Origin of the sequence: Phyllobacterium sp. SYP-B3895, from assembly GCF_009647635.1 — a bacterium.
Lineage (GTDB): Bacteria > Pseudomonadota > Alphaproteobacteria > Rhizobiales > Rhizobiaceae > Phyllobacterium > Phyllobacterium pellucidum.
The window spans coordinates 682347-695978 of the sequence record NZ_WJIG01000002.1; the positions used below are offsets into that span (position 1 = coordinate 682347).

Annotated in this window: 16 protein-coding genes; 1 reads left to right on the plus strand and 15 read right to left on the minus strand. The window is 59.3% G+C overall.

The genetic code is table 11. The features are described 5' to 3' along the window. Position 1 precedes the first annotated feature (1 nt). Together nadA and GF108_RS09760 are read right to left on the minus strand one after the other, a co-directional pair. Complete coding sequence (gene nadA, locus GF108_RS09755) at positions 2 to 1075, minus strand: quinolinate synthase NadA (protein WP_172982607.1); 1074 nt, start codon at positions 1073 to 1075, stop codon at positions 2 to 4. Positions 1076 to 1236: 161 nt separating this feature from the next. Further along, positions 1237 to 1449, minus strand: coding sequence for a hypothetical protein (locus GF108_RS09760; RefSeq protein ID WP_153667801.1), 213 nt, complete (start codon positions 1447 to 1449; stop codon positions 1237 to 1239). 142 nt (positions 1450 to 1591) lie between these two features. Between GF108_RS09760 and GF108_RS09765 the strand changes: the two genes are divergently transcribed. After that, the gene (locus GF108_RS09765; protein WP_153667802.1) at positions 1592 to 2830 is read left to right on the plus strand and encodes an MFS transporter; all 1239 of its coding nucleotides are present in this window, start codon (positions 1592 to 1594) and stop codon (positions 2828 to 2830) included. A gap of 49 nt (positions 2831 to 2879) precedes the next feature. On the opposite strand, the gene GF108_RS09770 is transcribed toward GF108_RS09765, so the two are convergent. From GF108_RS09770 to rpoZ, 13 genes are all read right to left on the minus strand, one after another. Then, positions 2880 to 3167, minus strand: a complete 288-nt coding sequence (locus tag GF108_RS09770; protein WP_027229850.1) for a PTS sugar transporter subunit IIB — start codon at positions 3165 to 3167, stop codon at positions 2880 to 2882. A 30-nt stretch (positions 3168 to 3197) separates the two neighbouring features. Further along, positions 3198 to 3659 carry a PTS sugar transporter subunit IIA gene (locus GF108_RS09775; protein ID WP_153667803.1) on the minus strand — a complete coding sequence of 154 codons (462 nt, stop codon included), beginning with the start codon at positions 3657 to 3659 and terminating at the stop codon, positions 3198 to 3200. Positions 3660 to 3677: 18 nt separating this feature from the next. Then, complete coding sequence (locus GF108_RS09780; RefSeq protein WP_153667804.1) at positions 3678 to 5081, minus strand: PTS galactitol transporter subunit IIC; 1404 nt, start codon at positions 5079 to 5081, stop codon at positions 3678 to 3680. Between the two features lie 234 nt (positions 5082 to 5315). Beyond that, positions 5316 to 5834, minus strand: coding sequence for a PaaI family thioesterase (locus tag GF108_RS09785; RefSeq protein ID WP_153667805.1), 519 nt, complete (start codon positions 5832 to 5834; stop codon positions 5316 to 5318). Then, positions 5831 to 6607, minus strand: coding sequence for a DNA repair protein RecO (recO, locus tag GF108_RS09790; protein WP_153667806.1), 777 nt, complete (start codon positions 6605 to 6607; stop codon positions 5831 to 5833). The genes GF108_RS09785 and recO overlap by 4 nt, the downstream gene beginning before the upstream one ends. Before the next feature lie 18 nt (positions 6608 to 6625). Further along, entirely contained in the window at positions 6626 to 7546 is a 921-nt protein-coding gene (gene era / locus GF108_RS09795) for a GTPase Era (RefSeq protein ID WP_153667807.1), read from the minus strand. After that, entirely contained in the window at positions 7543 to 8256 is a 714-nt protein-coding gene (rnc, locus tag GF108_RS09800) for a ribonuclease III (RefSeq protein ID WP_027229856.1), read from the minus strand. The genes era and rnc overlap by 4 nt, the downstream gene beginning before the upstream one ends. A 7-nt stretch (positions 8257 to 8263) precedes the next feature. Beyond that, complete coding sequence (gene lepB, locus GF108_RS09805; RefSeq protein ID WP_027229857.1) at positions 8264 to 9037, minus strand: signal peptidase I; 774 nt, start codon at positions 9035 to 9037, stop codon at positions 8264 to 8266. Positions 9038 to 9124: 87 nt separating this feature from the next. Further along, entirely contained in the window at positions 9125 to 9529 is a 405-nt protein-coding gene (acpS, locus tag GF108_RS09810) for a holo-ACP synthase (RefSeq protein ID WP_091948858.1), read from the minus strand. Beyond that, positions 9526 to 10089 (minus strand): DUF2062 domain-containing protein, encoded by a 564-nt coding sequence (locus GF108_RS09815; RefSeq protein WP_027229859.1) that lies wholly within the window; start codon positions 10087 to 10089, stop codon positions 9526 to 9528. The genes acpS and GF108_RS09815 overlap by 4 nt, the downstream gene beginning before the upstream one ends. A 71-nt stretch (positions 10090 to 10160) precedes the next feature. Beyond that, complete coding sequence (pyrE, locus tag GF108_RS09820) at positions 10161 to 10739, minus strand: orotate phosphoribosyltransferase (protein ID WP_153667808.1); 579 nt, start codon at positions 10737 to 10739, stop codon at positions 10161 to 10163. Positions 10740 to 10760: 21 nt separating this feature from the next. Further along, positions 10761 to 12977: a bifunctional (p)ppGpp synthetase/guanosine-3',5'-bis(diphosphate) 3'-pyrophosphohydrolase gene (locus GF108_RS09825; RefSeq protein ID WP_091948855.1), complete on the minus strand. Its 2217-nt coding sequence runs from the start codon at positions 12975 to 12977 to the stop codon at positions 10761 to 10763. 157 nt (positions 12978 to 13134) lie between these two features. Beyond that, complete coding sequence (gene rpoZ, locus GF108_RS09830; protein ID WP_027229862.1) at positions 13135 to 13539, minus strand: DNA-directed RNA polymerase subunit omega; 405 nt, start codon at positions 13537 to 13539, stop codon at positions 13135 to 13137. Between the last annotated feature and the right edge of the window lie 93 nt (positions 13540 to 13632).

Consider the following 13632-nt stretch of genomic DNA (forward strand, 5'->3'; position numbering starts at 1 on the left):
ATCAGTTCCTGAGGTTCACCATGCGCTCGACCGCAAGCCGCGCGCGCTCGGCAACAAGCGGATCCACGTGAATTTCGTCGCGCATATAGACGAGGCTTTCCAATATCTTAGGCAGCGTGATGCGCTTCATGTGCGGGCAAAGATTGCACGGTTTGATGAATTCCACGCCGGGAACCTCCGACTCGATGTTCGATGCCATGGAGCATTCGGTGACAAGCAGCACCTTGGCGGGGCGATTGTCCTTCACATAACCGATCATTCCGCTGGTCGAACCGGTAAAGTCGGCGACGGCAACGACCTCGGGCGGGCATTCCGGATGGGCGATGATCTGGATGTCCGGATCAGCGGCCTTATAGGCCAGCAATTCCTCGGCCGTGAAACGCTCATGCACCTCGCAGTGACCCTTCCAGGTCAAAATCTTCACCTTGGTCTGCGCGGCGACGTTCTGGGCGAGGAATTCATCGGGAATGCACAAGACCCGGTCGACACCGAAGCTCTCCACCACCTCAACCGCATTGGCCGAAGTGCAGCAGATATCGCTCTCGGCCTTCACTTCCGCCGAGGTGTTGACGTAGGTGACGATAGGAACGCCAGGATAGGTTTCGCGCAGCAGGCGCACGTCGGCGCCGGTAATCGATTCGGCAAGGGAGCAGCCGGCCTTCATATCCGGGATCAACACAGTCTTTTGCGGATTGAGCAGCTTCGAGGTCTCGGCCATGAAATGCACGCCGCATTGGACGATGATCTCCGCATCCACCTTGGTCGCTTCCTTGGCAAGCTGGAGCGAGTCGCCGACGATATCGGCAACGCAGTGGAATATTTCGGGCGTCTGATAGTTGTGGGCAAGGATGACGGCATTGCGCTGCTTCTTCAGCCGGTTGATTGCAGCCACATAGGGCGCATAGACCGGCCATTCGAGCCGGGGAATGTGGTGCGAGACGCGCTGGTAGAGGTGTTCAGTCTCGGCCGCGACCTCGGGCGTATACGACAGATCGGGCATATCGACGATGCCGAAGCGGTCCGCTGCGGTCCTCACCTTGGAACGCTCTGCCGAAATGCGGGCGGGGTTGGTCATATCCATTTCCTCCTGAACACGCTTCCCATTTATACTCAAATTGAGCATATTTATGGGCAAAAGAAAAACGGCAAGGCCGTGGGCAGTTACATAGGAGATTATTTTGCTGGCTTCAAGCGTTGTTCGAAAGAAAAGGCACTCTCTTTCCGTTGAAGCAATCATCAGCGATGGCGGTAGTTGTCGTTGTAGTAGCGATACTGCTGATCGCGTTTGAACGGGCTGTCCCCGCCGAGGCGCGGCGTGCAGTCGGTTAAAATCCTCGCGTTGAAATCCGTCGGACGATCGCAGAATACCAGCGGGCTGACATCACCCGAACTTGCACATCCGGCGAGAAAAAGCAGGCTTATCGACAAAAGCGCTACCGAAGGTTGCATATACCAAATCTCTCATTTTGCTTGATTTTACCGAGGCAGGAACGCCCAACCCATCAAACTCATTTAAGCAACAATCAACTCAATTCAATTGATTGCATGGAAGAAAACGCTAATGCTCAGCGCTCTCAAAGGAGCGCATAGCATGTCCCAAGCCCAAGCATCGACCGCCAAGCAGCCGGGCGTGCCCTGGCTCATCATCATTGCCGGCTGCCTGATCGCCCTCCTTACCTTCGGGCCGCGTTCAGCAATGGGCTTCTTCCAGTTGCCGCTTCTTTCCGAAAAAGGCTGGGACCGCACAACCTTCGGCATGGCGATGGCGCTGCAGAACCTGTTCTGGGGTGCCGGCCAACCGATCTTTGGTGCAATCGCCGACAAATTCGGCACATGGCGTGTCCTGCTTCTTTCGGCGCTTCTTTATTGCAGCGGTCTTCTCGTCATGGCCTGGGCGACGTCACCCGGCCTGCTTTATCTCGGCGGCGGTGTGCTGGTCGGGCTTGGCGTCGCGGCCGGTTCCTTCGGCATCATTCTTTCGGCCTTTGCGCGCAATGTCACGCCGGCCAACCGTACGCTGGTATTCGGCATCGGGACTGCGGCGGGTTCGGCAGGCATGTTTGTCTTCGCGCCGATCAGCCAGGGCCTGATCGAAAGTTTTGGCTGGTCTGACGCGCTCGTCTATCTCGGCCTTGCCATGCTGATCATCCCGGTCCTTGCCATTCCGCTGCGGGGCAATTTCTCGAGCGGCAGGGTCAGCGAAAGCCATTACAAGCAATCGATCGGCGAAGCGTTGCGCGAGGCATTCGGGCACAAGAGCTATATCCTCCTGACCACGGGCTTCTTTGTCTGCGGATTTCAGGTCGCGTTTATCACCGCCCATTTCCCGGCCTATATCGGCGATATCGGCATCGATGCGAAATACGCGGTTCTCGCCCTCGCCCTGATAGGTTTCTTCAACATCATCGGCTCGCTCGCATCCGGCATCATCAGCCAGCGCTATTCGAAGCCGAAGTTCCTTTCCTTCCTCTACCTCGGACGCTCGGCGCTCGTTACTGCCTTCCTGCTTCTGCCGCAGACCGGCACCTCAGTGATCATCTTCTCGATCCTGATGGGCCTGATGTGGCTTTCGACAGTGGCCCCGACGAATTCGCTCGTCGCCATCATGTTCGGAACAAAGCACCTTGGAATGCTCGGCGGCATCGTGTTCCTGTCGCACCAGATCGGCTCGTTCCTCGGCGTATGGCTCGGCGGTTACCTCTACGATCATTTCGGCAGCTATAATCCCGTCTGGTGGCTCGGCGTGGCACTCGGCATCTTTGCTGCCATCGTGCACTGGCCGATCGAGGAAACGGCCGCAGTTCGCCCGGCGCTGCAGCCGGCGGAATAACAAACCGCCACCGAATTTCCCCGGTGGCGGTATATTGTTTGTGTAATCTTTAGTCGCGCAGAGCGGCTTCGATCTTGTCGAGGGCATCGGCCTTGCCGATCCCGGTCAGGAACGCCAGCGTCGTGATGACCGGCTTGCCGAGGTCCTTCGGCAACTGGGTGGTCGATACGACGAGATCGACATCGTCGATCTGTCCGGCCACTTCCGTCGCCTTGCATTGGCGGGTGTTGATGCGGATGCCGCGATCCTTGAGCGCCTCTTCGACCGCGTGTGCGACGACGGTCGAGGTGGCAATGCCGGTTCCGCAGGCAAATAGCACTGTCTTCTGCTTGGCCATCTGTTCTTTTTCCTCCTTGAAATATCAAACCTAGCCGAGAAGTCCCAGCACGTCTTCCGCGGATTTTGCGGTGATGAGCGCAGCGATGACTTCCGGCGACTGGATTGTCCCGGCTATCTCCTGCAGCATTTCCACCTGCTTGTCCTTGTCGTTGAGCGCCATGACGAAAACGACGCTGACGGGAAGCTTCTCGTCGGGGTCCTCCATGTTCGAGAACAGCACCGGCTCGGCAAGCGTTGCAAGCGCCAGGCCGGGCTTGATGACATGGTGCGGATCGGTATGGGGCACTGCAACATTGTTCGCCCCGCCGAGCGGCAGCCCCGTCGGCAGCGCGGCTTCGCGCGCCACGACGGCATCTGCGTAACTCGGCTTCACATATCCGAGCCCTTCGAGGCGGGCCGCGAGAATGCGGATCACCTCTTCGTCGCTCGATGCCTTGACCCCGAGGACGATTGCCCCGGGATCAAGCGTGTTCAACAAGGCCTCAGCCATTCATTCACTCCACTTCGTTCAGGCGTTCTGGTCCACAACGTCGTCGGCACCAGCGGCGCGTTCCCACGCGGCCGTGTTGCGGCGATAGGCCCAGAATGCGGCGGCGATGATGGCCGCAAGCACGACGAGACCAATGACGCCGAGGTTCTGGATCAACGCGATGACGACATAGGGTATCCACAGGAAGCCGTCGACCACGCTGGTAATCTGCACCGCATTGGCCGGCATCTGGAAGCCCGACGATTGGGCCGCGGCCGTGAACAGCGGTGCAAGCGCGTTCGCGACATAGAAGCCGACCGCGAGCGTTATCGTGCCGACGATGACCATGCGGAACACATTGCCCTTCAGGAGAGGCGCCGTCATGGCAACGATGAACGGAATGACCGCAAGGTCGGCGAAGAGAATGACGCGGTTGCCGGGCAGGATCACCGACAGGATGATCGCGATCGGCACCAGGATAAGCGACGACGAGATTGCCGCCGGATGACCGATGAGGATCGCCGAGTCGAGGCCGACGAGAAGTTCGCGGTCGCCGGTGCGCTTGCGCACGAACTCCTGTGCGGCGTCGGAAACCGGCAGCAGGCCTTCCATCAGGATCTTGACCATGCGCGGCAGTAGCAGCATCACGGCGGCGAGCGTCATGCCTGTCTGCAGGATCTTCGTCAGCGCCGTGCCGAAATCGCCGGCATTGTAATAGGCGATGGCGCCGAGGACGAGACCGATGATGAGGCCGAGGATGACCGGCTCGCCGAACACGCCGAAACGGCGCTCGAAGGTCTCGGTATTGAGTTCGATGCGGTTGATGCCCGGAATGCGATCGATGATCCAGTTGATCACGATCGCGATCGGCAGAATCTGCGCCGAGGCGAGATGCGGCACCGAAATGCCCGGAATGCCGTAGAACTGCTGCACTGCCCGCGCCGACCAATCAGCAAAGAGCAGGCAAAGCGCAACCATGAGCGCGGCAACGACGAGGCCATAGGCGAGGCTGTCGGTCGCGGCAACGGCAAGCGAGCCGATGAAGGCAAAGTGCCAGAAATTCCACACGTCGACGTTGAGCGTACGGGTCAGGCGCGTCACCAGAAGAATGATGTTGATGACGATGGCGATCGGGATCACCCAAAGGCCGACGGAGGATCCGAAAGCGATCGCCGCGGCTGACGGCCAGCCGACATCGACGATATCGCGCTGAATGCCGGTATTGGTAACGATGGCCTTCGCGACATCGCCAATCGACGTCAGCATCAGGCCAAGAACGAGATTGATGCCGATGAAGGCGACGCCGATGGTGACAGCGGCGCGAAACGCCCTGCCCGGCTTCGCGCCGAGCACCAGCGCAATGATAAAGATTACGATCGGCAAGAGGACCGTCGGTCCCATTGCATCGACAGCGGCCTTGAGGCCCGCCAAGAAACTATCCATGTTTTCCTCCCCGGCAGTCGCGCGGACTGCGTTCACCCAACAGAACTTTTGTATTCTGCCCAATATCAATGTTTATCAATGGGAAATTTCGGCCGTCAACGTGCGACAAACGCTCAAGTCGCGACAGAAGCGAAAAACAAAGGGTTTTCAACAAAATTTATGGAAAGTGTGACTTACTTGCCGCGCATTTGCGGCACCCGGCAGAATCGGACTGCCTGTTTTGAACACGAGGCGCTATTTGCTGCGCACGAAACTCTCGAGCGGAAAAATCGCGCAAGTCTCCGTGCCGTGCGCGAGCAGCTTGCCGTTCTTGTCCTTGAGGAACGCCTCGGACGTTGCGAGCGTGCGGCCACGGTGAATGAGCCTCCCCTCGCACAGAACGAGGCCCATATCGGCGGTCAACGGCCGCACGAGGTTCACCTTGAATTCTGCCGTCGTATAGGCTTCGCCGGGTTTGAGAGTGGTCATGATGCAGCAGGCAAGAGCCGAGTCCATCAGCGTCGCAACCCAGCCGCCATGTATTCCGCCCAGCGGATTGCGATGCTCGGGCCGCGGCAGGCCCTTGAAGACGACGCGGTCCTGTTCGACTTCATGCAAGGTAAAGGACAGCGTCTGGGCCATGGGCGGCGCGGGATAGTCGCCGCGCAACATCGCCTGCAGGATGTCGAGGCCGCCTCGTGTGGCGAGGTCGGCGAGCGGAAGCAGGCCGACACCGCCTGGGAACTCGACCGGAGACACGTCGTCATAGCTCATGGAAGGATCGACCTTTCCTGCACCGGCGCCGTGGCCCCGGCTGCATTTGACAATGAACGCCCGAGCGCAGCGAGAAAACCGTCGCGGGCTTCCGGCGATCGCTGCGCCCGCGGCTCCCAGATATGGCGGTTGAAAAAGTAGCCGGTCAAGCGAAAGGCGCTCATGACTTCGTTCAGCGATGCGGCGCGCACCGTGGGGCTCGACATGAAGGGCGGCATTTCAAGAAGCTTTTCAGCCCATGGTGCGCCGGCATCGCGCGACACCGCCCGTCCCGATTTCGGCGAGACATAGGCAAGGTTCTCGTGGCCACCCGTAGCGGCGCAGGACTTCAAGTCGAGGCCGAAGCCAAGTTCTTCGAGCATTGTCAGTTCGAAGCGGAGGAGAAGCTCACCGGCGATCAGCGAATTGTCGCAATGCTCGACAATGACATTGAGAATTTCAAAGAGGTTCTGATGCGGATCCCGCTCGGGCAGAAGGCGCAAATGGGCAGCTGCAAGCTGGAGGCCGTAGAGCGCGACCGGCTGTTCGATCAGCCGCGCTGCCGCGAATGCCACCGGCTCGACCTGCATCATGCCGAGGTGCTCGTCCATGCGCGCGCGCCAGATCACGTCGACGCGGTTGCCTGCCTGAAGCATAGGCTGCATGCGCCGGGAACGGCCGCCGCGGACCAAGCCGAGGTGCCGCCCATGGTCACACGTCATCAGTTCGAGGATGGCGCTGGTTTCGCCATGCCGCCTCGTCCCGAGGATTATCCCTTCATCACGCCATTCCATCTGAAGATGGTCGCGCTATCAGTGCGGGAATTCAAGGCCCATTTCGCGGTAGCGCTCGGGGTCGTTCCCCCAATTGTCGCGTACCTTGACGAAGAGGAACAGATGAACCTTCTGCTCGAGGATCTCCATCAACTCCTTGCGCGCCGCCTGACCGATCGACTTGATCGCCTCGCCCTTGTGGCCGAGAACGATCTTCTTCTGGCTGTCGCGTTCGACATAGATCACCTGGCTGATACGGACGGAGCCGTCCGGCTTCTCCTCCCAGCTTTCGGTTTCGATGGTCGAGGAATAGGGAAGTTCGTTGTGAAGGCGCAGGTAGAGCTTTTCGCGGGTGATTTCAGCAGCGAGCATGCGCATCGGCATGTCGGAGATCTGATCTTCCGGATAATACCACGGCCCCTCGGGGAGATTGTCAGCGAGATATTGCACGAGGTCCTTGCAGCCATAGCCCTTCAGCGCCGAGATCATGAAGGTCTTGTCGAACTTTACCTTGTCATTGGCGGCCTGTGCGAGTTCGAGCAGCTTCGGCGGTTCGATCCTGTCGACCTTGTTGAGAACCAGGATGACCTTGCGCTTCTTTTCGTGGAGGCTGTCGAGGATCGCCTCGGCCTCTTCATTGATCCCAAGTTCTGCGTCGATGAGAACGAGGATCAAATCAGCGTCCTTGGCGCCGCCCCAGGCGGTCGTGACCATGGCGCGGTCGAGCCGCCGCTTCGGCTTGAAGATGCCGGGTGTATCAACGAGCACCATCTGAGTCGGCCCGTGAATGACGATGCCGCGCACAAGCGCCCGCGTCGTCTGCACCTTGTGGGTGACGATCGATACCTTGCTGCCGACCAGCTGATTAACCAGCGTCGATTTACCGGCATTCGGCGCGCCGATGAGCGCCACAAAGCCTGAACGCGTAGGTACGCCGGTTTCCTGTTGTTGTTCGGTCATTTCTCTTCTTCTTCCTGCGTCTTCTGACGGACACCTTCGCGATAGAGCAGTTCCACGGCAGCATTCTGCTCGGCGATACGTTTCGAGCGGCCGGTGCCCGTGGCGGACGCGAAGCCCTTAACGTCAACCTTCACCGTGAACAGGGGGTCGTGATCGGGCCCTGTCCGGTCAACGACGCTGTAAATCGGCTGCGCGCCATCCTGCTGATGCGCCCATTCCTGCAATTCGGTCTTCGGGTCGCGCTGGGCCGAATTGATTTCACGCGAGCGCGCGTTCCAGTAACGTTCGATGAAAGGTTGCGCCGCTTCAAGACCGCCGTCCAGATAAATTGTGGCAATCAGCGATTCGACGACGTCGGCGCGCAGGCTCTTCAAGCGCTTGTCGGCCAGCCCCTTCACGTCCGAGCCCGTACGAATGAACTCGTGAAGCCCGATCTCGTCGGCGACAGCCGCGCAGGTATCGGCATTGACGAGCGAGTTCAGGCGCAGCGAAAGCTCGCCCTCGCTCGCCGTCGGATAGGCGCGGAACAGAAGCTCGGCGATGACCAGCCCGAGCACGCGATCACCAAGGAATTCGAGACGCTCATAATCGGAACCGGCCGAGGGCCGAGCGCTCGCATGAGTCAGTGCACGCTCAAGCCGGCCGAGATCGCGAAAAGTGTGCCTCGTTTTTTCTTCCAGTCTGCGAACGGCGTCGGCGGACAGGTTCATCGGCTCATCAATTGGTTTTCACGGTGTTTGGCGCGCTGTTTACGCTGTGCAACAGGCGATCGAAGCGGAGTTCCGACGGCCAGCGCCAGATTTCAAGCGGGCTTGCCTTCCCGGCAATCGAGAAGAAAATGATATTGGCACGGCCGATGAAATTTTCGAGCGGCACGTAGCCAACATCGAAGCGGCTATCGCTTGAATTGTCGCGGTTGTCGCCCATCATGAAGTAGTGACCGGCCGGAACGACGAATTCGCGCGTGTCGTCACCGATGCCGTTCGGCGTCAGGTCGAGCGTGTCATAGGTGATGCCATTCGGCAGGGTCTCGCGGTAGACGTCGACCGGGCGATTGACCTCTGTGACGTCCGGATTGTCGATCTGGCCGACCTTCTCGCGCGGAACGGCAACATCATTGATATAGAGCACGCCCTGGCGCACCTGAATCCTGTCGCCCGGAAGGCCGATTACGCGCTTGATGAAATCGAGTGAGGTATCGTTCGGCTTGCGGAAGACCGCGATATCGCCACGCTTCGGCTCGCCGCTCCAGATGCGGCCGGAAAACAGGTCCGGAGCAAACGGAATCGAATATTTGGAATAGCCGTAGGAGAATTTTGAAACGAAGAGATAGTCGCCTTCAAGCAGCGTCGGGCGCATCGAGCCGGACGGAATGTTGAACGGTTGGAACAGCAACGTCCGGATGACAAGTGCGAGCAGCAACGCTTGCACGATGACGCTGATCGTCTCGCCAAGACCACCAGATTTCTTCACAACAGCTTTGTCACTCACGCTCGTCGTATCTCCGTAAACTCAATGTGACCCCTCTTAGCCGCTCGAAGCGCACGGGGCAATGCAGCCAATGGCTTTTGAATAAGGCTATTCTTCGATTTTCAACGCTTCAATAATCACGAATGCTTGTGCAAGCGGAAAGTCGTCGGTGATCGTGAGATGAACGCGCGCGGTGTGGCCTTTCGGAACGATCGCCTCGAGCCGTTTGGCGGCGCCATTGGTCAGATGCATCGTCGGCGCGCCGCTCGGCAGGTTGACAACGCCCATGTCGCGCCAGAATACGCCTTGTGCCAGGCCTGTACCGAGGGCCTTGGCGCAGGCTTCCTTCGCCGCAAACCGCTTCGCATAGGATGCGGCACGCTGTTTGCGTCGTTCGGATTTTGCCCGCTCGATCGGCGTGAAAACCCTGGATATAAAACGCTCCCCATGGCGCTCCAGCGTCTTTTCAACGCGGGTGATATCGATCAGATCGCTGCCGATGCCGATGATCATGTTGGCTCAGGAACCCGGTGATGGTGCCGATGGAGGTGCCTGCGCCGATGCTGAAAGCCGGCGACGGCCCAGCGCACGGGAAAATAGACGATCACGGCCGCAAGGAGCCCGAGCGGTACCGCGCCGATCAGCATTGGCTCGATCACCGGACCCCACAGTACCGAAATATCGAGATGCCTCAGCATGTGGCCGAGATGTTGTGGCATGGGCTCGCCTTGCAGCGAACCGGTCATGACGAACCGGCCTACCTCCAGCGTCGCCGCCCAGATAAAGGGCAGGACCAACGGATTTCCAAGCGTCGTTCCGATGACGGCCGCAGCAACATTACCGCCGATCAGCCAGGCAATGGCAAGCGCGACCGCAATGTGCACGCCGAGAATGGGGATGAAAGCGGCGAAGATGCCGCAAGCAAAGCCGGACGCGATCGCGTGCGGGGTCGCCCGAAGCCGAAGCACCCGCTTGCCGAAATAGCGCAGCGACCGCCCGACCGAACGACGCGGCCATAGCGCCAGGCGCAGCCGCTCGCGAAAATCAGGTTTGTTGCGCCTCTTGAAAAGCATTCTCGTTCAATATCCTCGATATGCCGCGCCGCCGGCAATAAGCCGCGTCGTCGCCTCTGCCAAATAAGGGATCAGATGTTGCGACTACCCGGTTTAACGGGCGGAATTGCGGCAAGTTCCGGCGGAAGTTTATCCGCGGGATAGGCAGGCACTTCATACTCGGCCAAAGCAACCAGCGGCACGCCGACATCGCTCTTGCCGGCGGAACGGTCGATAATGCAGGCGGCTGCCAATACCTCTGCACCTAGCTCCTTCAGGCACGTTACCGTCTCGCGGATCGAAAGCCCTGTTGTTACAATGTCCTCCACGATAACCACCCGCGCGCCTTTAGCTATGTCGAACCGGCGCAGCTTGAATATGCCGTTTTCGCGCTCGACCCAGATCGCCGGAACACCGAGATGGCGGGAGGTTTCGTAGGCCGGGATGATACCACCGATGGCCGGCCCGACCACATAGTCAATTTGGCCAAGCCCGGCCGCCCTGATCTTCTCGGCGAGGGCGCTACAGACGCGCTCGGTCTTGTCCGCATGCATGAAAACCCGCGCCTTCTGCAGGAAGATCGGACTGCGCAAGCCCGACGTCAAAATGAAATGACCTTCGAGTATCGCACCCGCATCACGGAATACATCCAGAACTTCGCTCGTGTTCATCTTTCCCTCAATCAATTCCTGCTAGCCATTGACGCGCTGCGCATCGCTGACACATTTGCTCTCTTTAAGTTTCGACAATATCCGGTTCAAATGCTTGAGGTTCCACACTTCGAGATCGACGATCATCTGGGTAAAGTCGGGCGCGGTGCGAACCATCGAGAGATTGTGAATATTGGTCTCGTTCTCGGCGATGATCTGCGCGATCTCGGCGAGTGAGCCGGGTGCGTTGATGGCCGATATACTGATACGGGCCGGAAAACGGTCGCGGCTGTTATCGTCGATGTCCCAACGAACGTCGATCCAGCGTTCCGGCTGATCGTCATAGGCCATCAGCGCCGAAGACTGGATCGGGTAGATGGTCATGCCAGCGCCAGGCTGCAGGATGCCGACGATCCGGTCGCCCGGCACCGCACCTTCCGGCGAGAAGTGCACCGGCATGTCGGGGCTTGCGCCGCGGATCGGCAATGCATTAGGACCGCCGGGCGTCATGCCCTCGGCTTCCGCGCCCTCCGGCATTTTGAAGATCATGCCGGACGTATTGCGGAAATTGACCCAGCCCTCCTCGCGTTCGGCAGCGGGCTTCGGCTTGGAGTCCTGATATTCGGGATAGACGGCCTTCATCACATCCGACGACGGCAGTTCGCCGCGGCCGACGGCGGCAAGCACATCGTCGAGCTCCTTGCGTGCGAGGCGTTGCAGCCCCTTCTTCAGTTCGTCGCGCGAATAGACCTTCCCTGCCCGCTCGAAGGCGCGCTCGAGGATCTGCGTGCCGAGGCCAGAATATTGCTTGCGAACGGCGATGCGCGTGGCGCGGCGGATGGCAGCCCGCGCCTTGCCGGTAACGACGATCGATTCCCAGGCGGCCGGCGGCGTCTGCGCCTTGGAGCGTATGATCTCCACTTCGTCGCCATTGTGGAGTTCGGTCATGAGCGGCATGATGCGACCGTTCACCTTTGCCCCGACGCAACTGTCACCGATATTGGTGTGGACCGCATAGGCAAAGTCGATGGGGGTCGCGCCGCGCGGCAAGGCAATCAGCCGGCCCTTCGGCGTGAAGCAGAAGACCTGATCCTGGAAAAGCTCGAGCTTGGTGTGTTCGAGAAATTCTTCGGGATTATCACCCTCGGCAAGCGCCTCGATGGTCTGGCGCAGCCAGGCATAGGCGTTTGTCTCGGTCGAAATCACATGCGGGTTCTGGGCGCTGCCGCGATCCTTGTAGATCGAGTGCGCCGCAACGCCATATTCGGCGATGTCGTTCATCTCGCGGGTGCGTATCTGCAGTTCGACACGCTGGCGCGACGGCCCGACGATGGTGGTATGGATCGAGCGGTAGTCGTTCTGCTTCGGGGTCGAGATGTAATCCTTGAAGCGGCCAGGCACCATCGACCAGGTGGTGTGGATAATGCCAAGCGCGTTGTAGCAATCGGCGACGGTATCGACGACGACGCGAAAGCCGAAGATATCCGACAGTTGCTCGAATGACAGGCCCTTGCTTTCCATCTTGCGAAACACAGACCACGCCTTCTTCTGGCGGCTTTTGACGCTGGCCTTGATGCCATGCTTGGCAAAGAGGTTGGAGAGGTCGGTCTCGATCTGCTTCAACGTCGCGCGGTTCTTCTCCATCAGTTCCGCGAGCCGGTTGGTGACGGCGTTGAAGGCCTCGGGATTGATGTAGCGGAAGGCGAGTTGCTCCAGTTCCTCGCGCATATCCTGCATGCCCATGCGACCGGCGAGCGGCGCATAGATATCCATCGTCTCCTCGGAAATCCGCAGGCGCTTGTCTTCCGGTACGTGATGCAGCGTGCGCATATTGTGCAGGCGATCGGCGAGCTTGACGAGGAGGACCCGCACGTCGTCGGAGATCGCAAGGAGAAGCTTGCGCAGGTTCTCCGCCTGCACCGCCTTTTTCGAGACGAGATCGAGTTTCTTGAGCTTGGTCAGTCCTTCGACGAGCTTGCCTATATCCGGACCGAACAGCGTGTCGATCTCCTGGCGGGTCGCGGACGTATCTTCGATCGTGTCGTGCAGCAGGGCGATGGCGATTGTCGCCTCGTCGAGATGCATGTCGGTGAGAATTGCTGCGACTTCCAGGGGATGCGAAAAATAGGGATCGCCCGACGCGCGCTTCTGGTGGCCGTGCTTCTGCATGGCATAGACGTAGGCTTTGTTCAGAAGCGCTTCATTGACGTCAGGCTTGTAACGCTGGACACGCTCGACAAGCTCATACTGACGCATCATGGACGAAGACCTCACACACAGAATTGGCCGAACACGAAATTGTTATGGCGACTATATGGTATTGCACCACGGGAGCCGCAAAAATAATGCGCCGCAGAAAGCTGCGACGCATCAAAAGCCTTGCCGGCCGCTGCCGCGCCAGAGCGCGACATTTGACTTAGTAGTCGTCGCTCTTTTCCGGGGCCACAAGACCCTCGATTCCGGCCAGCAGTTCCTCTTCCGACATGGAGTCGAAGGAAACATTGTCTTCGGCTTCGCTGTCGGCATCGACATCGGCTGCCACATTGTCGCCGGCAGTCACCTGCGGTACGGCAACAGCTTCGGGCTCATCGACTTCGACGTGCTTCTGCAGGGAATGGATCAGATCTTCCTTAAGATCGCCCGGCGAAAGGGTCTCATCGGCGATTTCACGCAGGGCAACCACGGGATTCTTATCGTTGTCGCGATCGATCGTGATCGCTGCGCCCTGGGAAATCAGGCGCGCGCGGTGACTGGCGAGGAGAACGAGTTCGAACCGGTTCTCAACCTTGTCAACGCAATCTTCAACAGTGACACGGGCCATAAACTGCCCCTTTCATTTTTCTCTGAATTAGCGGATTGCTCCGCACATAACGCGGATGAACGCAAAAAACAAGCAAAAGCCACCGACGCATAT